Origin of the sequence: Cedecea davisae DSM 4568 (assembly GCF_000412335.2) — a bacterium.
GTDB classification, from domain to species: domain Bacteria; phylum Pseudomonadota; class Gammaproteobacteria; order Enterobacterales; family Enterobacteriaceae; genus Cedecea; species Cedecea davisae.
In genome coordinates this window covers 1755896-1773041 of the sequence record NZ_KE161030.1, presented here as the reverse complement: position 1 = coordinate 1773041, position 17146 = coordinate 1755896, and the positions used below count along the sequence as shown (strand labels likewise).

General features: G+C 57.2%; 17 protein-coding genes and 1 pseudogene. 4 read left to right on the top strand and 14 right to left on the bottom strand.

Annotated elements, in window-relative coordinates; all coding sequences use genetic code 11:
* Position 1 precedes the first annotated feature (1 nt).
* The 4 genes from tyrS to anmK form a co-directional block, all read right to left on the bottom strand.
* A complete protein-coding gene (tyrS, locus tag HMPREF0201_RS08335; protein WP_039898144.1) occupies positions 2–1276 on the bottom strand; it encodes a tyrosine--tRNA ligase in 1275 nt (424 codons plus the stop codon).
* A 138-nt stretch (positions 1277–1414) separates the two neighbouring features.
* Positions 1415–2071 (bottom strand): pyridoxamine 5'-phosphate oxidase, encoded by a 657-nt coding sequence (gene pdxH, locus HMPREF0201_RS08330; RefSeq protein WP_016536119.1) that lies wholly within the window; start codon positions 2069–2071, stop codon positions 1415–1417.
* 57 nt (positions 2072–2128) lie between these two features.
* Positions 2129–2452 carry a C-type lysozyme inhibitor gene (mliC, locus tag HMPREF0201_RS08325; RefSeq protein WP_016536118.1) on the bottom strand — a complete coding sequence of 108 codons (324 nt, stop codon included), beginning with the start codon at positions 2450–2452 and terminating at the stop codon, positions 2129–2131.
* A gap of 91 nt (positions 2453–2543) precedes the next feature.
* Positions 2544–3668 carry an anhydro-N-acetylmuramic acid kinase gene (anmK, locus tag HMPREF0201_RS08320; RefSeq protein ID WP_016536117.1) on the bottom strand — a complete coding sequence of 375 codons (1125 nt, stop codon included), beginning with the start codon at positions 3666–3668 and terminating at the stop codon, positions 2544–2546.
* Between the two features lie 294 nt (positions 3669–3962).
* On the opposite strand from anmK, the gene HMPREF0201_RS08315 reads away from it, so the two are divergent.
* Entirely contained in the window at positions 3963–4427 is a 465-nt protein-coding gene (locus tag HMPREF0201_RS08315) for an outer membrane lipoprotein (protein ID WP_016536115.1), read from the top strand.
* Between the two features lie 31 nt (positions 4428–4458).
* Here the strand turns inward: HMPREF0201_RS08315 and HMPREF0201_RS08310 are convergent, their stop codons facing one another.
* The 8 genes and pseudogenes from HMPREF0201_RS08310 to slyA form a co-directional block, all read right to left on the bottom strand.
* Positions 4459–5352, bottom strand: a complete 894-nt coding sequence (locus tag HMPREF0201_RS08310) for an ABC transporter substrate-binding protein (RefSeq protein WP_016536114.1) — start codon at positions 5350–5352, stop codon at positions 4459–4461.
* A 1-nt stretch (position 5353) separates the two neighbouring features.
* Positions 5354–6127 carry an amino acid ABC transporter ATP-binding protein gene (locus HMPREF0201_RS08305; protein ID WP_016536113.1) on the bottom strand — a complete coding sequence of 258 codons (774 nt, stop codon included), beginning with the start codon at positions 6125–6127 and terminating at the stop codon, positions 5354–5356.
* A complete protein-coding gene (locus tag HMPREF0201_RS08300) occupies positions 6111–7040 on the bottom strand; it encodes an amino acid ABC transporter permease (protein WP_016536112.1) in 930 nt (309 codons plus the stop codon). The genes HMPREF0201_RS08305 and HMPREF0201_RS08300 overlap by 17 nt, the downstream gene beginning before the upstream one ends.
* Before the next feature lie 9 nt (positions 7041–7049).
* A complete protein-coding gene (locus HMPREF0201_RS08295) occupies positions 7050–7559 on the bottom strand; it encodes a GNAT family N-acetyltransferase (protein ID WP_016536111.1) in 510 nt (169 codons plus the stop codon).
* Between the two features lie 10 nt (positions 7560–7569).
* Positions 7570–9831: pseudogene (locus HMPREF0201_RS23320) on the bottom strand (NtaA/DmoA family FMN-dependent monooxygenase).
* A gap of 48 nt (positions 9832–9879) precedes the next feature.
* A complete protein-coding gene (locus tag HMPREF0201_RS08280; protein ID WP_016536108.1) occupies positions 9880–11001 on the bottom strand; it encodes an amidohydrolase in 1122 nt (373 codons plus the stop codon).
* Positions 10998–11999, bottom strand: a complete 1002-nt coding sequence (locus tag HMPREF0201_RS08275; protein ID WP_016536107.1) for an MsnO8 family LLM class oxidoreductase — start codon at positions 11997–11999, stop codon at positions 10998–11000. Before HMPREF0201_RS08275 ends, HMPREF0201_RS08280 begins: the two co-directional genes overlap by 4 nt.
* A 190-nt stretch (positions 12000–12189) precedes the next feature.
* Positions 12190–12636 (bottom strand): transcriptional regulator SlyA, encoded by a 447-nt coding sequence (slyA, locus tag HMPREF0201_RS08270; protein ID WP_016536105.1) that lies wholly within the window; start codon positions 12634–12636, stop codon positions 12190–12192.
* A 175-nt stretch (positions 12637–12811) separates the two neighbouring features.
* Here slyA and HMPREF0201_RS08265 point away from each other — a divergent pair, with 175 nt between their 5' ends.
* The 3 genes from HMPREF0201_RS08265 to HMPREF0201_RS08255 are packed head-to-tail and all read left to right on the top strand — an operon-like array spanning position 12812 to position 15940.
* Entirely contained in the window at positions 12812–13048 is a 237-nt protein-coding gene (locus tag HMPREF0201_RS08265; RefSeq protein WP_016536104.1) for a DUF1656 domain-containing protein, read from the top strand.
* A gap of 4 nt (positions 13049–13052) precedes the next feature.
* The gene (locus tag HMPREF0201_RS08260) at positions 13053–13910 is read left to right on the top strand and encodes an efflux RND transporter periplasmic adaptor subunit (RefSeq protein WP_016536103.1); all 858 of its coding nucleotides are present in this window, start codon (positions 13053–13055) and stop codon (positions 13908–13910) included.
* Between the two features lie 8 nt (positions 13911–13918).
* A complete protein-coding gene (locus tag HMPREF0201_RS08255; protein WP_016536102.1) occupies positions 13919–15940 on the top strand; it encodes an FUSC family protein in 2022 nt (673 codons plus the stop codon).
* A 3-nt stretch (positions 15941–15943) separates the two neighbouring features.
* Here the strand turns inward: HMPREF0201_RS08255 and HMPREF0201_RS08250 are convergent, their stop codons facing one another.
* Together HMPREF0201_RS08250 and HMPREF0201_RS08245 are read right to left on the bottom strand one after the other, a co-directional pair.
* Positions 15944–16840 (bottom strand): aldo/keto reductase, encoded by an 897-nt coding sequence (locus tag HMPREF0201_RS08250; RefSeq protein WP_016536101.1) that lies wholly within the window; start codon positions 16838–16840, stop codon positions 15944–15946.
* A gap of 56 nt (positions 16841–16896) precedes the next feature.
* Positions 16897–17136, bottom strand: a complete 240-nt coding sequence (locus HMPREF0201_RS08245) for a DUF1289 domain-containing protein (RefSeq protein ID WP_016536100.1) — start codon at positions 17134–17136, stop codon at positions 16897–16899.
* Positions 17137–17146: the final 10 nt, after the last annotated feature.

Sequence of the window (17146 nt, the reverse complement as noted above, 5' to 3'; positions counted from 1 at the left end):
CTTATTTCCAGCAGACGAGGCAGTAGTTCTTCTTACCGCGACGCAGCAGGGTGTAACGGTTAAACAGAATGTCGCCGTCGGTAAAGGTGTATTCCGGGTCAGACTGTTTTTCGCCGTTAATAGTAATAGCGTTCTGGGCAATGGTTTTACGTGCCTGGCCACGAGATGGCTGTAGCTCGGAGTCAACCAGCGCCTGTTGCAGGTCCGCGCCGCGCTCGATTTCAACCATCGGCACGCCGTCCTGGGCAAGCTGTTCAAAGTCCGCTTCGCTCAGGTCGCTGAGGTTGCCGTTAAACAGGCTGGCGGTAATACGCTTCGCCGCGCTCAGGCCTTCTTCGCCGTGAACCAGGCGGGTAACCTGCTCGGCCAGCACATACTGGGCACGAGGCGCCGCGCCGCTGTTTTTGTCTTCTTCTTCCAGAGCGTTTATCTCTGCGATATCCATAAAAGTGAAGAACTTCAGGAAGCGATAGACGTCGGCATCGGCGGTATTGATCCAGAACTGGTAGAACTTGTACGGGCTGGTTTTCTTCGGATCCAGCCATACCGCGCCGCCTTCGGTTTTACCGAATTTGGTGCCGTCTGATTTGGTGATAAGCGGCACGGTCAGGCCGAAGGCCTGCTGCTGGTGCAGGCGGCGGGTCAGGTCGATACCGGAGGTGATGTTGCCCCACTGGTCAGAACCACCGATTTGCAGCACGACGCCGTGCAGTTTGTTCAGGCAGGCAAAGTCATAGCCCTGCAGCAGGTTGTAGGAAAACTCGGTGAACGAGATACCCACATCGTCACGGTTCAGGCGCTGCTTCACGGCTTCTTTGTTAATCATCTGGTTAACGGAGAAGTGCTTGCCGATATCACGCAGGAAGGTCAACACGTTCATGTTGCCGAACCAGTCATAGTTGTTCGCGGCTACCGCGGAGTTGTCGCCGCAGTCAAAGTCGAGGAACGGTGCAACCTGGCGGCGGATTTTTTCCACCCACTCCTGCACGGTGTCTTCGGTATTCAGCTTACGCTCAACCGCTTTAAAACTTGGGTCGCCGATAAGGCCCGTTGCACCACCCACCAGCGCAACCGGTTTATGGCCTGCTTCCTGAAAACGCTTCAGGCACAGCAGCGGAACCAGATGGCCCAAATGCAAGCTGTCGGCGGTAGGATCGAAGCCGCAATAGAGTGCAATTGGCCCTTGCGCCAGTCGCTCTGCTAACGCTTCCTCATCCGTCACCTGGGCAACTAAGCCCCGCTCTTGCAATTGTTTTATCAAATTGATGTTCGCCATCAAATTCTCCATCTCTATACGACTGCACCTTGGCCGGTACACGGCTTTTCGCCCACTGGCGAAAGTAATACTTTTTGGGGCGTATAGAATAAAGCGCCGGCACGCGTAGTACCAGCGCTTAACATGAAAATCCTGACCTTACGGGGCGAGACGGTCTATTTTCCAGGCAGTTCCTTCGCGTTGATAAAGGAAACGGTCGTGCAGACGGTGTTCGCCGCCCTGCCAGAATTCCATTTGCTCAATACTTACGCGATATCCGCCCCAGAAGCTCGGGAGCGGCACTTCGCCCTGCTGGAATTTTTGCTTCAGTTCGAGGAATTTGCTTTCAAGCACGCCGCGCGCCGAAATACGGCTCGACTGCTTCGACACCCAGGCGCCTATCTGGCTATCCTTCGGGCGGCTGTGGAAGTATTTCATCACTTCCAGCGTAGAAAGGCGTTCGGCGGTGCCCTGTACCATCACCTGGCGGTCCAGCATATGCCAGGGGAAGTGCAGGCTTATACGCGGGTTGGTTTCGAGATGGTGAGCCTTGCGCGAGCCGAGGTTGGTATAAAACACCAGCCCTCTCTCATCGAAATGCTTCAGCAACACGATGCGCTGATACGGCTGGCCGTTTTCATCAACCGTGGCGACGACCATCGCGGTAGGATCGGCGAGTTTTGCCTCGCAGGCCTGCGCCAGCCAGCGTTCAAACAGCGGCAGCGGCGTGTCGGTAAGGTCACGACGGCGCAGGCCGCCCTGGGTATATTCGCGGCGCAGATGGGCAATTTGTTGCAAAGAATCGTTATCAGACATGGCGTTACGTCAGGCTATCCTCGGGTGGAGCTATTGTGCTCTCCACCCTGATAAATCTCAACGTTTGGCGGTCTGTATATGGCAATTATTCAGCACGATATTGTCTTTGCGGTAGACGATCGCGTCATCGCCCTTAGACCAGAACACATACACGCCGTCGGTATAACGCGCCCCGGAGGCGGAAAGCCCCTGTGTCAGGGTCAGCAGCTGGTTGTCATAGACGAAGCTTACCTGCTGTTTGTCGTTATTGAGCTTCACGGTCAGCGGCTTTTCGTCGCACTGGTAGGCCAGCGTGTCGGTATGCATTTTTACAAGGAAGGCGTTGTAGTAGCTACAGCCGGCGAGCAACAGCGGAAGCGTGGCAACAAGCAGTTTTTTCATCTTTTTATCCTGAAGGCGTTCTTATCCCTGGAGGGCATGCGCCCTCCTCAACGTCTTCAGTTTAGAAGCTTTTCCCGCGGGATAATTTCAGTTAACTCTGATTATGCGGCGGGTTTGCCGGATAGATAGCGCCGAGCACCGTCGCCCTGGACGCGCCGGTGACCGACGGCAGGTTGCCCGGCAGGCCGGACATAGTACGGTAGGCAAGCCAGGCGAAGGCCAGAGCTTCCATATCGTCGCCGCTGATGCCCGCTTCGTCGGTTGTGGTGACTTCAATCCCCGGCAACAGAGCCGCCAGCCGCGCCATCAGCAGTGGATTACGGCTGCCGCCGCCGCAGACCATCACCCGCTCGCAGCCGCCGCTCAGCAGCACCTGTTCGGCAATCGTCGTGGCCGTCAGTTCGGTTAGCGTAGCCTGCACGTCCTCTCCGGCCAGCGCCGGGAACATGGCCAGCTGGCGCTCAAGCCAGCCATAGTTGAAATATTCACGCCCGGTACTCTTCGGCGCGGGAGCGGAGAAATAAGGGTCGCTCAGCATTTGCTGTAACAGGGGGATGATAACTTTGCCGCTGTTCGCCCACTGCGCGTCTTTATCGTAGCCTTTGCCTTTTTGACGCCAGATCCACGCGTCCATCAGCATATTGCCCGGCCCGGTATCATAGCCCCTGACCGGCTGGCCGGGGATCAGCAAAGAAAGATTGGCGATACCGCCGATGTTCAGCACCATGCGTCTTTCCACCGGATGCGCCAGCAGCGCCTGATGGAATGCAGGCACCAGAGGCGCGCCCTGCCCACCGAGCGCCATATCGCGACGGCGGAAGTCGCCTACTACGGTAACGCCGGTCAGCGCGGCGATTTGATTGTTATCGCCAATTTGCATGGTGTGGGCGGCCTCGCCCTGCGGTTCGTGCCACACAGTTTGCCCGTGGCAGCCAATGGCGGTGACGTCTTCAGGCCGCAGCCCTTCACGCTCCATCAGAATTTGCACCGCCTCAGCGAACAATTTTCCTAAGCGATTGTCCAATTGACCCAGTTGAGAAAGCGTAAGCTGCTGCCCCTGGCAAACGGCAAGAACGGCGTTTTTGATGGCCAGCGGCATCGGGTGGCTGTAACTCGCCTGCTGGGCAACCAGATGCTCATCGATAGCGGCAAGCACCACATCGATGCCGTCCAGGCTGGTTCCTGACATTACGCCAATATAGCGACCTGACTTCATCCAACACTCCTTATTGTTACCGGGGACTGTAACTTGACGTCGATAAACTAGCACGCAATGCTATGATTTATTAATATATTTTATTAATAATCTGTGTAACGAAGCGCAACAAAAACGGGGTGACTTAATGCAAATTCACTTCAATACAGCGGTTTAGCCATTGTTAAAGGCGGCTGGTTTACTATTTTTACAAGATTGTTGTCGAACAAATATGAACTGTGGCGAGGAATTGCCATATAATTTAGCCATAACGGATGCTCACTGAGCGTTGATGGGTACACAGGAGAGGTATAAATGATTTCACGTATTCTGGCTATTTCACTGGTAAGTCTGACGCTGGCTGGCTGCGCCAATGAATCGCTGTCCGGCGATGTTTATAATGCATCCGAAGCTAAACAGGTAAGAACCGTGACCTACGGTACCATTACCCACGTTCGCGCGGTCACCATTAAAGGCAGCGAAGGCAGCAGCACAATCGGCGCTATCGGCGGCGCGGTACTCGGCGGCCTGCTGGGTAACACCGTTGGCGGCGGTACCGGACGTACTCTGGCAACCGCAGGCGGCGCAGTAGCCGGTGGCCTGGCGGGTGATGCCGTTGGCGGCGCAATGAGCAACAGTAAAGGTGTTGAGCTGGAAATCCGTAAAGATGACGGCCAGACCATTATTGCCGTGCAGAAACAAGGCGACACCCGCTACTCCGTGGGCCAGCGCGTAGCTATCTCCGGCAGCGGCAACAACATCACCGTTGCCCCTCGCTAAATAAAAATGGCCCGTTCATCGGGCCATTTTTTTAGTACGTTATGCCGGGCGGGTTGACCTCCGATTCGGCCACTGCCTCGCCCTGCTCCCCCCATCTCGCCAGCACCTGCTGATATTCGCCCCGTTTAATTGCCCCATCCAGCGCCGCCTGTAGCGCAAACACTAAGCCATTGCCCTTTTTCGTCGTGGTCGCGACGTAGGCCTTTTTCGGCCCAAGCCCCACAACCCGCGTGGTGCCGTTAAGCGCAGCTTTATAAGAGGCAACGGACTGCGGGCCAAAGAAGACGTCTGCCCGGCCGGACTGAATATAGAGATTGCCCGAAGCATCGTCGGTGAGATAAACCGGCTGCGCAGGCTCGCGGCCCGCCTTTTCGTTTTCAGCATTCCAGCCCAGTAAAATACGCTCCTGGTTGGTGCCGGAGCCTACTATAACCCTGCGCCCGGCGAGATCTTCCGCCTTGCTGACGGCCTTTATCGGGCTGCCGGACTTCACCGAGAACGCCAGCGAATCCACGCGATAAGTGGCAAAATCGAACTTCTCTTTACGCTGTTCGGTCACCGCAATATTCACCAGCGCCACGTCATAACGCCCGGAGCTGATGCCCAGCGGCCAGTCTTCCCATGCCGTGGGGACCAGTTTTAGCTTCAGCCCAAGGCTGCCCGCCAGCAGGCGAGCGATATCCGGATCACTGCCGATACGCGTACGATTATCGCTTGCCAGCAACGCAAGCGGCGGCGAATTGAGCGCCGAGATAGCCACCGTCAGCGTGCCCGGCTCAACGAATTTATAGCCGGTGGGGATTTTGCTTATCGCCTGCTCGTCCCGCGTTGTCGGGAGCGGTTTTTCATTTGCTGCCAGGTCAAGACCGCCGTGCGCCGTGGAGGCCGAGGCATAAATCATCAAAGCCAGTAATCCATATTTCATTTCACAGCACCTTCGATAAAAACTGCCGGGTACGCGGATGCTGCGGATAATTGAGAACCTCATCGCTGCTTCCCTGCTCGACAATTTTGCCATCCACCATAAAGACCACCTGGTCTGCCACTTCACGGGCAAAGCCGATTTCGTGCGTCACAACCACCAGCGTGGTGCCCGAACGCGCCAGTTTCTTAATCACGTCCAGCACTTCGCCTACCAGTTCCGGGTCCAGGGCAGAAGTGGGTTCATCGAACAGCATCACGCGCGGGCTGAGCGCCAGCGCACGGGCAATAGCGATGCGCTGCTGCTGCCCGCCAGACAAATGCCGCGACCACGCGTCGGCCTTATTGCGCAGGCCGACCACATCCAGCAGGTCATAAGCCCGCTCAACCGCTTCTTTACGGCTGAGCTGCTTATGGGCGATGGGTGCCTCAATCAGGTTTTCCAGCACCGTGAGATGCGGGAACAGGTTGAAATTCTGGAACACATAGCCGACGTTCACCCGCTGGCGCAGGATCTCTTTCTCTTTCAGCTCATACAGCTTGTCGCCCTTCAGGCGGTAGCCAATGTAGTCCCCGTCAATTTGAATAAAGCCTTCATCCACGCGCTCAAGGTGGTTAATTGCCCGCAGCAACGTGGACTTGCCGGAGCCGGACGGCCCGAGAATAACCGTCACCGTACCGGGCGGGATCTCCAGCGAGACTTCGTCCAGAGCTTTATGGCGGCCAAAGTATTTGCTGACCCCGGTAATCGATATATGGCCGCTATGAGAGGTTGGCATGAATCGGCTCCTGGGTTGTGGCTGGCGAGGTAACGGCGACGGTGCGGGTTGAGGAACGAGCCTGATTAATCGCGGAGCGGCGTTCGCTGCGCGCCAGAGAGCGTTCGACCAGGTGCTGGATAATCGACAGCACGCTGGTAATGACCAGATACCAGACCGCCCCGACCATCAGCAGCGGGATCACCTGCTGGGTGCGGTTGTAGATCATCTGGATGGTATAAAACAGCTCCGGCATCGCCAGGACATATACCATCGCCGTGCCTTTCGCGAGGCTGATGATTTCATTAAAACCCGCCGGAAGAATGGTTCTCAGCGCCTGGGGAAGGATGATGCGCACGGTGCGCCGCCATGCGGGCAACCCCAGCGCGGCGGCAGCTTCATACTGCCCGTGATCCACGCCGAGAAAACCTCCGCGCACAATCTCCGCCGTGTAGGCGCTCTGCACCAGCGTGAGGCCCACTACGGCGGTGGAAAACTGCCCCAGTACGTTAATGGTTTCGTAGCTTGCCCAGGTGATGCCGGTAAAAGGCACGCCGAGCGAGAGCGTGTCGTAAAGGTAAGAAAAGTTATACAAAACGATAAGCACGACTATCAGCGGCAGCGAGCGGAACAGCCAGATGTAGCCCCAGGCCAGGCTACTGAGCAGCCAGGAAGACGAGAGTCTCGCCAGCGCCAGCAGGCCGCCAATGACCACGCTCAGGGCCGTTCCCAGCAGGGTAAGAAGCAAGGTCTGCCCCAGCCCCTCGAGGATCACGGGGTCAAAGAACCAGCGGGCGAAGACCGCCCACTCCCAGCGCGGATTAAACGCCACGGACTGCACCACCACCGCCAGCACAAACAGAGCAATCACCGCGCCGACGGCACGCAGGGGGTAGCGCGCGGGCACCACCTTAATGGTTTCAGATGTTTTCATCTTTTCTCCTCAGGCCGTCTTACTCAGGCTTTGCAGTGACAATATTTTGGTGAAACGCAGCCGCCCGTCGTAAGGAGGCTGGCTGAACTCTTCCGGGTCGCGTTGCAGGTCGAATTGCGCTTCATATCCTTCGCTGAGATAGAGCCTGACGGCCTCGGGCTGGCGGAAACCGGTCGTCAGATAGATACGGCTATAGCCCGCAAGCAGAGCCAGGCGTTCCAGCTCGCGCACGACGCGCCCGGCCAGCCCCTGCTTGCGCAGCGTGCCTTTGGTCCAGATGCGCTTAATTTCCGCCGTCTGTTCGTCATAGGGTTTATAAGCCCCGGTAGCGATGATTTCCCCGTCGCGCTCAAGGACGACAAATATCCCCTGCGGCGGCAGATACCACTCGGTTAGCTCCACCTCCGCATCGCGCGAAAAGTAATCCCCATAGCGGGCGGCGTACTCCCCGAACAGGCCGCTGATTATCGGCTGGAGCTCCGGAGCCTCCGGCGATAAAACCCGAAAATGTTCGCTCATCGTGGCCTCCTCAGTCGCCTAAACCGGCTGGGTTGATTTCCGAAGCGGGGATACGCTCCACGCCCTCGCCCCAGCGATTAAGCACTTTGTCGTAATCGCCGCTTTTAATTGCGCCGTTGAGCGACGTCTGCACCGCTTCTACCAGGCCGCCGCCCTTTTTCAGGGTCACGGCAATATGCGCGGCTTTCGGCCAGCCGCCGTCCACGCTGCCCACCAGCTTCGTTTTACCCGTCAACGCCGCTTTCCACGCGCCAATAACGTTCGGGCCAAAGAAGGCGTCCGCGCGCCCGGACTGGAGCGCAAGGGTCAAGGCCGCGTCGTCTTTGGTGTAGACCGGCGTAAACGGCTTCAGGCCTTTCTTTTTGTTCTCTTCATTCCAGGCCAGCAAAATTGCCTCCTGGTTGGTGCCGGAGCCGACGATAATGCGCAGCCCGGCAATCTCTTGCGCGTTGGCAATCGACTTTATCGGGCTATTGGCCTTCACGTAGAAGCCCAGCGAGTCCTTACGGTAGGTGGCAAAGTCGAATTTCTCTTTGCGCTCTTTGGTGACGGTAATATTGCTGATCGCGGCATCATATTTCCCGGAAGCCACGCCCAGCGGCCAGTCCTCCCACGAAGTCGGCACCACGTTAAGCTCAAGGCCCAGACTGTCCGCAACCAGGCGGGCAATATCCACCTCGCTGCCGAGCAGGGTTTTATTGTCGTCGGAGAACACCGTCAGCGGCGGGGAATTCAGCGCCGCCACCGCCACGGTAAATTTACCCGGCACGGCAAAGCGGTAATCTTGAGGAAGCTGGGCAATAGCCTGCGGGTTCTTAGCGGTATGGACTGGCGCTTTGTTAGCTTCCACGCTCACGCCGGTGCCGTTAATCGTAACGTCGTTTGCCCACGTAAGCGGAGCCCAGGCCAGAGCAATAGCCAGTAATAGCGATGATTTCTGCATAGCGGTTTCTCTTTTTTATTTGCCGTAGCGATTTTTAGGTTGTGTAAGACCAAAGCTCTCCCGCAGCGTGCTGCCGGGGTAGTCCGTGCGAAACAGCCCGCGCACTTGCAGAACGGGCACGACCTGCTCTACAAAACGTGGGAAGGTGTCTGGCGTGCCGCCCTGGATAATAAAGCCGTCCGCGGCCTGTTCTTCAAACCACTGTTGCAGGCCGTCGGCCACCTGTTCCGGCGAGCCGAAAAAGCGCGGGCGCGGGCTGGCAGCTTCAAGGGCAACCTGCCGCAGCGTAAGCCCCCGTTCGCGGGCGTTGCGTTTGATTTCATCGGTTGTGCTGCGGAAGCTGTTTTGCCCAAGGTCGCCGATGTCCGGGAAGGGTTCATCCAGCGGATACTGGCTGAAATCATGGTGCTCGAAATAGCGCCCGAGATAGTTCAGCGCGTCGTTTACGGAAACCAGCGCCGCCGTAGTTTGATACTGCCGCTCAACGTCATCGGCGTCCTGGCCAACAATAACGCTGACGCCCTGGAAAATATGCAGTGAGTCAGGCTCACGCCCCTGTCCTTCTAGCTGGTTTTTCACATCACGATAGAAGGCTTTTGCCTCCGCGAGGCTTTCATGGTGGGTGAAGATCGCATCGGCATGCCGCGCCGCCAGCTTTTTGCCGTCATCTGAGGCTCCGGCCTGGAAGATAATCGGCCTGGCCTGCGGAGTGCGGCCGATATTTAGCGGGCCTGCAACCTGGAAAAAGTCACCCCGGTGGTTCAGGGCATGAAGTTTTTCGGCGTCAAAAAACTGGCCGCTCTCTTTGTTGCGAATAAAGGCATCTTCTTCCCAGGAGTCCCACAGGCCTTTCACCACGTCGAGATATTCATCGGCAATTCGGTAGCGCAGAGCGTGTTCCGGGTGCTTCTCCCGGGAAAAATTCTTTGCCGAGCCTTCAAGCGGCGAGGTCACAACGTTCCAGCCAGCGCGCCCGTTACTCAGGTGGTCCAGGCTGGCAAACTGCCTGGCCGTGGTAAAAGGATCGCTGTAGGAGGTAGATAACGTTCCCACCAGCCCAAGATTTTGGGTCAGGCTTGCCAGCGCGGATAATACGGTGAGCGGCTCGAAGCGATTTAAAAAATGCGGGATGGATTTTTCATTAATATATAAGCCGTCGGCGACAAATAAAAAGTCCAGCTTTCCCTCTTCGGCTTTTAACGCGGTTTGTTTGACGAATTCAAAATTAATACTGGCATCCGCCGTCGCTGCCGGATGACGCCACGCGGACATATTTCCCGATGCGCCATGTAATATAGTGCCAAGACGTAATTGCCGTTTTGCAGACATGCCCGATCCTTATGCGAGCCGCCCCGGCCCGCAATAATGAGTATTTAATTAAAGTTGTTTTAATGCAGCCTGCGCTAAATGTGAGAAATAGCGGGCTGCCGGTTCAATTAGTTTTTCGTCGGGATCAAAGCCCGGGTGATGCAGGCCATAACTGCTCTCGCTCCCGATGCTGACAAAAGCGCCGGGAATATGCTGGAGGTATACCGCAAAATCCTCGCCGCCCATATGCAGATCGGCGGGGCGGGTTTCGTACCCCTCGGCTGCCGCAATTTCATCGGCGAAGGCCGCCCAGCGCTCATCGTTGATCAGCGCGTCCGGGCCGGGATGCCACTCAACTTCTATTTGCGATCCAAAGGCGGCGGCGAGCCCTGCGGCAATTTCGCCGACCCGCACTTTTACGGCTTCCCGCACGGCGGCGCGATGCGTGCGCAAGGTGCCTTCAAGCTCGACGCTTTCCGGCAGAACGTTCCAGGTGTTGCCCCCGGCGATACGCGTTACGCTGAGTACCGCGGAATCAAGCGTATTCACCTCGCGGCTGGTAATGTTCTGAAGCAGGCTAACCAGCTGGCTGGAAAGCAGAATGGCGTCCTTACCCTCGTGGGGACGAGCGGCATGAGCGCCTTTGCCGGTCACCCGGATAATAAAGCGGTCCACGTTAGCGTAGAACGCTCCGCCGCGGGTGGCGAAAGCGCCAACCGGCAGGCCGGGTTCATTGTGCATGCCGAAAATAGCCGATACGCCCTGCAGGACTCCGGCGTTAATCAGCAGCTGCGCGCCGCCAAAACGTTCTTCTGCGGGCTGAAACAGGATGCGTACTCGCCCATCCAGCTCCGGCTCATGCTGCTTAAGCAATAAGGCCGCGCCCAGCATCACGCTGCTGTGGACGTCGTGGCCGCAGGCGTGCATAACGCCAGGATGCTGCGAGCTAAACGCCACGCCGCTGGTTTCCTCGATGGGCAAAGCATCAATGTCCGCCCGAAGCGCCACAACGCGCTCCCCGCTGCCAATCTCGGCCACTACGCCGGTTTTCAGTTCGTAAGGAAGCAGGCGAATATCCGCGCTTTGCAGCCAGTCGCGGATGCGGGCCGTAGTCGCAACCTCCCGAAGGGAAAGCTCGGGGAACTGGTGAAGTTCACGCCGCCAGGCAATAAGCTGTTGGCCAAAACTCATAACACCACCTCCGTCGCCGCGTGGGCTTCGGCCAGCAGCCGCAGGGAGGCAATACGCGCCGGACCTTCCGCCAGCGGGGTATCGATAATAAATTCATTGATGCCGTAATTCTGGTGCAGGGCCTCCAGCCCCTCACGAACCGTTTCCGGGGTGCCTTTCAGCAGGGAGGGTTCGCGCCGGACCAGGCTGCGCAACGGGCTTCCCGACTGGCGGGCGAAGCTGCGGCCCTGCTCCTCGCTGGCAACGCTGACGCGCTGGCCGTTTTCCAGTTCGACGCCCCAGACTTCAACCTGTTGAGCCAGGCGTTCCGCTTCGGCAACGTCCTGGGCAACAACGGCCTGAACCGCCACCAGCACGTCGCGGCGGCTGTTAGCCCGCCAGTAGCTCAGCACCTCGTGCAGCAGCGCTTTGTCGCCGTTCAAATGGGCGGCGAAAACAAAATTCCAGTCGAGGCTGGCGGCAAGTCTTGCGCTTTGCAGGCTGGCACCCAGCAGGAAACCCTCCGGGCGCTGGGCAGGTAGCGGCGTGGCGCGAACGCCGTCCTCTTCCGCCGGATCGGTCAGCGAAAGCCAGTTATCGAGCTGGGCGAGCTGGTCGTCGAACGTGCCTTTGGCCTCGGGCGAGCTTCCCAGTTGTAAAACCTGGGTTGAGCGCGGCAAACCGCCGGGTGCTTTTCCCACACCAAGATCGACTCGCCCCGGGGCAAGCGATGCCAGCAGATTAAAGTTTTCAGCAACTTTGTATGGGCTGTAATGTTGCAGCATCACGCCGCCGGAGCCGATGCGAATACGCTTCGTCTGCCCGGCAAGCCACGCAATCACCACTTCCGGCGAAGGGCTGGCCAGCTGCGCGGTATTATGATGTTCGGCAATCCAGAAGCGGTGATAGCCCCATTCTTCTGCCCTTTGGGCCAGATACAGAGTACGCGCCAGCGCATCCGTCGCGCTTTCGCCGTTTGAAATCGGGCTTTTATCCAGAATACTGATGCGATAAGACATAATGCAGGCTCGTTTTTATTAACATGCCTTCATTATTAAAAGCGCGGCGCGCCGGAGAGAAACAATTAAATAACATTAACACTTCTGAAATATAGATAAACAAATCGTGATAGCAGAGATTTATTATCTGTCCAGCGTCAGGCATAAAAAAAGCCCCACCCGACGGTGAGGCTTTACCTGATGAGCGAAATTAACCGCGGCTTTGCAGCTCGATAATGTTCTGCTCGAGGCGGCTTATCAGGTTAATTAATAGCGCCTGCTCTTCGCGAGAAATTCCGGTAAGAATTTCACCGCGCGTTTCGTTTATCACGCTCTCCATCTGCTCGATAATCGGTGCCGCTTGCTCGGTCAATTTAATGCGCTTTGCCCGACGGTCGTTAGCACAGGTTTTACGGGAAATTAATCCCTTCTCTTCGAGCTGATCCAAAGTACGAACCAGTGATGGCTGCTCGATGCCGATCGCTTTTGCCAACTGAATCTGCGACTGATCTGGCGGCAGCTGATGAATATTATGCAGCGTTACCCAGTGTGTCTGTGTCAATTCCAGAGGTTTGAGACGATGGTCGATCAGAGCACGCCAAATGCGTACCAGGCGGGCCAGATCCGATCCTAATGGCGATGGCGATTCCAATTTCATCTCCTTATAATTAGCTTGCTAACTTATTATACTGATTTTAGACTATTGTGCAGGCATTAATTGTTAAAAACAAATCCCTTACTTTCGCTGAAGTTATGCAACCAGCTATACTTTTATTCTACATCTAAGTGAGGGGAAACGGCAGCCATCCCCGTTTTTTAAAGGATTATCGTACGTGAGTCTCACTTTTAGCCCGTCCGGCTTCCCGCTTCAGGATCTTGTGGTCGGGGCCTCCGTTTACTTCCCCCCGCTGTTCAAAGCGGTCTTTCTCGGCTTTTTTATCTGGCTGGTGGTGCATCGCCTGCTGCGCGACTGGATCTACTCCGGTGAAATCTGGCACCCCACGCTGATGGACTTATCCCTCTTCTCGCTCTCCGTAAGCGGCGCGATGGCCCTTTTAGTTTTCTGGTAACGAAATGAATTTAAAAACAATAAAATACTTTTCTACCCTGCTTGTTCTTGCCGCCGCGCTGCTGGCAGGCTGGCTGCTGTGGAACTACTACATGCAATCGCCGTGGACGCGGGACGGTAAAGTTCGCGCCGAACAGGTGAGCATTACGCCGCAGGTTTCCGGCACCATTGTTACCCTGAACGTGAAGGACAATCAGTTCGTCAGCAAAGGCGCGCCGCTGTTTACCCTGGACGCAACGCCTTACCATATCGCGGTGCTTAATGCCGAAGCCCAGTTGGCAAAGGCCCAGTCCGATCTGGCAAAGGCCAGTAACGAAGCGAATCGCCGCCATAATCTGCCGCGCAACTACATCTCCGCCGAGGATATGGATACCGCGAATATCAACGTTAAAGCGATGCAGGCGGCGGTAAAAGTCGCCCAGGCCACGCTGGAGCAGGCGCAGTGGCAGCTGTCGCAAACCACGGTCACCGCCCCGGTTGACGGCTGGGTCACTAATCTTTCCTCGCGTCCCGGCAACTACGCGACCGAAGGCAAACCCGTATTCGCCCTGGTCGACAGCCACTCGTTTTACGTCGTCGGCTATTTTGAAGAGACCAAGCTGCGCCATATTCAGCCGGGCAACGCGGTGCAAATCGTCCTGTATAACGGTAACCAGAAGCTGAGCGGCAAAGTTGAAAGCATCGGCCGCGCCATATACGACCAAAGTATTGAAAGTGACAGTGATTTGGTGCCGGACATCAAACCAAACGTGCCGTGGGTTCGCCTGGCGCAGCGCGTGCCGGTACGCATTAGCCTGGACGCCGTGCCTCAGGGCGTGACGCTGGTATCGGGCACTACCTGCACCGTTAGCGTTCAGCCCTGAGCCGCCCGATGAACCTGAGTTTCCTCGAATGGCGTAACACTCCGTGGGGTAAAGCGACCGGCGGCCAATGGCGCTATGCGCTACGCAACGCTATTGCAATGGGCATGGCGCTCACCATCGCCTATGCGCTCGATCTGGACGAACCTTACTGGGCAATGACTTCCGCGGCGGTGGTCAGCTTCCCTACCGTTGGCGGCGTCATCAGCAAAAGCCTCGGGCGTATTGCCGGGAGCTTTATCGGCGCGGCCGCCTCGCTGATTATCGCCGGTAATGCGCTTAACGATCCCTGGCTGTTTACCTTCGCCATGGCCAGCTGGCTGGCGCTGTGTACCTGGGCTTCCAGCCATTTTCAGAATAACGTCGCCTATGCGTTTATGCTGGCAGGCTACACCGCGGCGATTATCGCCTTCCCGATGGTGAATACCCTCGAGTCAACCCAGCTTTGGGATATCGCCCAGGCGCGAGTTTGCGAGGTGGTTGTCGGGATTTTGTGCAGCGGTTTTATGATGATGGTGCTGCCGAGCACTTCTGACGGCAGCGCTCTGGTCAGCGCGTTGAAAAATATGCACGCCCGCCTGCTGGAGCACGCCAGCCTGCTGTGGCAGCCGGAAACCACCGATGCCATACGCACCGCGCATGAAGGGATTATCGGCCAGATCCTGACCATGAATCTGCTGCGCATTCAGGCGTTCTGGAGCCACTACCGCTTCCGGCGGCAAAACAATTTACTGAATTATCTCCTGCACCAGCAGCTGCGGCTGACAAGCGTTATCTCCAGCCTGCGCCGCATGTTGCTTAACTGGCCGGAAGCTCCGGCGAATATCTGGTCGGTGCTGGACAGCCTGCTGCGCGAGCTGGCAAAGCCGGATGCCAGCAAATACGCGGTTGCAAAGCTGCTGCAACAAATTGCGCCTGGCTCTGCGGATGATTATCGCCATCAGGCGTTCTGGCACCGCCTGCGCTATTTTTGCTGGCTCTATCTCAACAGCAGCCGCTGGCTGAGGGCGCTGGAAAACGCTACCCCGGTTTCAATTATTACGCCGCCCGAGGCTCCGCCTCTCGCCCGCCATACCGACAACGCCGAAGCGCTGTGGAGCGCGCTGCGCACCTTCTGCGTTATCACCCTTACCGGAGCCTGGTGCATCGGCACCCAGTGGGAGTCCGGGAGCGGCGCGCTGTCGCTTGCCGCGATTAGCTGCGTGCTTTATTCCTCGGTTGCTTCACCGCTTGGGTCGCTGACGCTGCTGATGCGCACCCTGCTCTGGCTGTCGCTGTTTAGCTTCCTGGTCAAATTTGGCCTGATGATCCAGATAACCCAGCTCTGGCAATTCCTGCTTTTCCTGCTGCCGCTGCTGGCAACCATGCAATTGTTAAAATTGCAGCAGCCCAAACGCGCCGCCCTGTGGGGACAGCTGATCGTGTTTATGGGGTCATTTCTCGCCGTCAGCAATCCGCCGGTTTATGACTTTGCCGGTTTTATGAATGACAACCTGGCAAAAGTGCTCGGGGTCGGCATCTCCTGGCTCGCGTTTTCGGTCCTCAAGCCGAGCTCGGATACCCGCCGCAGCCGCCGCCATATCAGAGCGCTGCGGCGCGGTTTTATCGACCAGCTCAGCCGCAAACCGCAGCACAGCGAAAGCCAGTTTGAGTCGCTGGTTTATCATCACATCAGCCAGCTAAGCAGCAGTAAAGATGACGCGGCCCGCCGCTGGCTGCTGCGCTGGGGCGTGGTTCTGCTTAACTGTTCGCATGTTGTCTGGCAGCTACGCGGCTGGGAAACGCGCTCCGACCCGCTGTCGATGGTGCGGGATGTCTGCATCCATACTCTGCGCGACGTGATGAGCGAACGCGGCGTACTGCAAAGGCCGCTGGCGGAGTCACTTAAGGAACTACAGAGGATCTGCGAAACGCTGGCGCACCATCATGATCCGGCGGCGCGGGAACTAGCGGGAATTATCTGGCGGCTTTACTGCTCGCTTTCGCAGCTGGAACAGGCACCGCCTGCCGGAACGCTGGCAGGCGGTCAGTAACGGTTAAGGCACGTCGTAACCGAGAGCCGCTTTGCGGATGCGGAACCATTGCTGGCGGCTCATTTCCAGCGACAGGGAATGGATAGCGGAGCGTACGCGCTCGATTTTGCCCGAGCCGATGATCGGCAGCGGAGAAGACGGGAGGCGCATCACCCAGGCGTAAACCACCTGTTCGATAGTGTCGGCGCCCATTTCTTCCGCCACTTTTTGCAGCTCGTCGCGCAGCGGCTGGTACGCATCATCATTAAACAGGCTGCCGCCGCCGAGGCATGACCACGCCATCGGACGAATGCGCAGCTGCTGGAGCTGATCCAGCGTGCCGTCAAGCAGCAGCGGCTGGTGTACCGGGGAGAGCTCCACCTGGTTGGTTGCCAGGGTAAACGGCAGGCGGGACTGTAACAGCGCAAACTGGGCCGGCGTAAAGTTAGATACGCCGAAGTGGCGTACCTTGCCGCTGTGGTGCAGCGCGGTAAACGCCTCGGCCACTTCATCGGCATCCATTAGCGGGTCCGGACGGTGAATAAGCAGCAGGTCGATATAGTCGGTTGCCAGCTTTTTCAGGGAGCTTTCCGCGCTGCTGATAATATAATCGCGGTCGGTAATATAGTGACCAATAGCGTTCTCTGGCTTCGCCGTAGTGGCGATACCGCACTTGGTAACAATCTCCATTTTGCTACGCAGATGCGGCACCAGGCGCATGGCTTCCCCAAACGCAGCTTCACAGGCATAACCACCATAAATATCGGCGTGGTCCGCGGTGGTAATACCCAGCTCAACGTGTTCTTCAATGAAACTCGCCAGCTGGCGAGGCGACATATTCCATTCCATCAAACGCCAGTAGCCCATCACCAGGCGTGAAAACTCCGGTCCCTGCGGGGCAATCGTAATGCGCTGTACCATAAAAATATAACCTCAATAAGGAAAAGAACTGCCCCGAGTATAACGGCGCTGAATGATTAAAACAGTGAGGGCTGCTCGGGTTCTTCAGGAGAATTTGGCTTGTTTGCTCGTAACTTGCGCAATAAACGCTGGCGGCACAGGCGCAGCACGTCCTGCTTTTGCCCGTCGCTCATTTGCTGCCACTGAAAGCGCTCATCCCGGCTGCGCATACAGCCGCGGCAAAAACCGCGATCATCCGACTGGCAGATGCCGCGACAGGGACTCTGAATGGGGAAGAACTCAAGCTGTTCGGACACTAACCCACCT

Excerpts from the sequence above, each read along its gene's own strand:
- tyrS (WP_039898144.1), bottom strand. The coding sequence starts at position 1,276 with ATGGCGAACATCAATTTGATAAAACAATTGCAAGAGCGGGGCTTAGTT.
- pdxH (WP_016536119.1), bottom strand. The coding sequence starts at position 2,071 with ATGTCTGATAACGATTCTTTGCAACAAATTGCCCATCTGCGCCGCGAA.
- mliC (WP_016536118.1), bottom strand. The coding sequence starts at position 2,452 with ATGAAAAAACTGCTTGTTGCCACGCTTCCGCTGTTGCTCGCCGGCTGT.
- anmK (WP_016536117.1), bottom strand. The coding sequence starts at position 3,668 with ATGAAGTCAGGTCGCTATATTGGCGTAATGTCAGGAACCAGCCTGGAC.
- HMPREF0201_RS08315 (WP_016536115.1), top strand. The coding sequence starts at position 3,963 with ATGATTTCACGTATTCTGGCTATTTCACTGGTAAGTCTGACGCTGGCT.
- HMPREF0201_RS08310 (WP_016536114.1), bottom strand. The coding sequence starts at position 5,352 with ATGAAATATGGATTACTGGCTTTGATGATTTATGCCTCGGCCTCCACG.
- HMPREF0201_RS08305 (WP_016536113.1), bottom strand. The coding sequence starts at position 6,127 with ATGCCAACCTCTCATAGCGGCCATATATCGATTACCGGGGTCAGCAAA.
- HMPREF0201_RS08300 (WP_016536112.1), bottom strand. The coding sequence starts at position 7,040 with ATGAAAACATCTGAAACCATTAAGGTGGTGCCCGCGCGCTACCCCCTG.
- HMPREF0201_RS08295 (WP_016536111.1), bottom strand. The coding sequence starts at position 7,559 with ATGAGCGAACATTTTCGGGTTTTATCGCCGGAGGCTCCGGAGCTCCAG.
- HMPREF0201_RS08280 (WP_016536108.1), bottom strand. The coding sequence starts at position 11,001 with ATGAGTTTTGGCCAACAGCTTATTGCCTGGCGGCGTGAACTTCACCAG.
- HMPREF0201_RS08275 (WP_016536107.1), bottom strand. The coding sequence starts at position 11,999 with ATGTCTTATCGCATCAGTATTCTGGATAAAAGCCCGATTTCAAACGGC.
- slyA (WP_016536105.1), bottom strand. The coding sequence starts at position 12,636 with ATGAAATTGGAATCGCCATCGCCATTAGGATCGGATCTGGCCCGCCTG.
- HMPREF0201_RS08260 (WP_016536103.1), top strand. The coding sequence starts at position 13,053 with ATGAATTTAAAAACAATAAAATACTTTTCTACCCTGCTTGTTCTTGCC.
- HMPREF0201_RS08255 (WP_016536102.1), top strand. The coding sequence starts at position 13,919 with ATGAACCTGAGTTTCCTCGAATGGCGTAACACTCCGTGGGGTAAAGCG.
- HMPREF0201_RS08250 (WP_016536101.1), bottom strand. The coding sequence starts at position 16,840 with ATGGTACAGCGCATTACGATTGCCCCGCAGGGACCGGAGTTTTCACGC.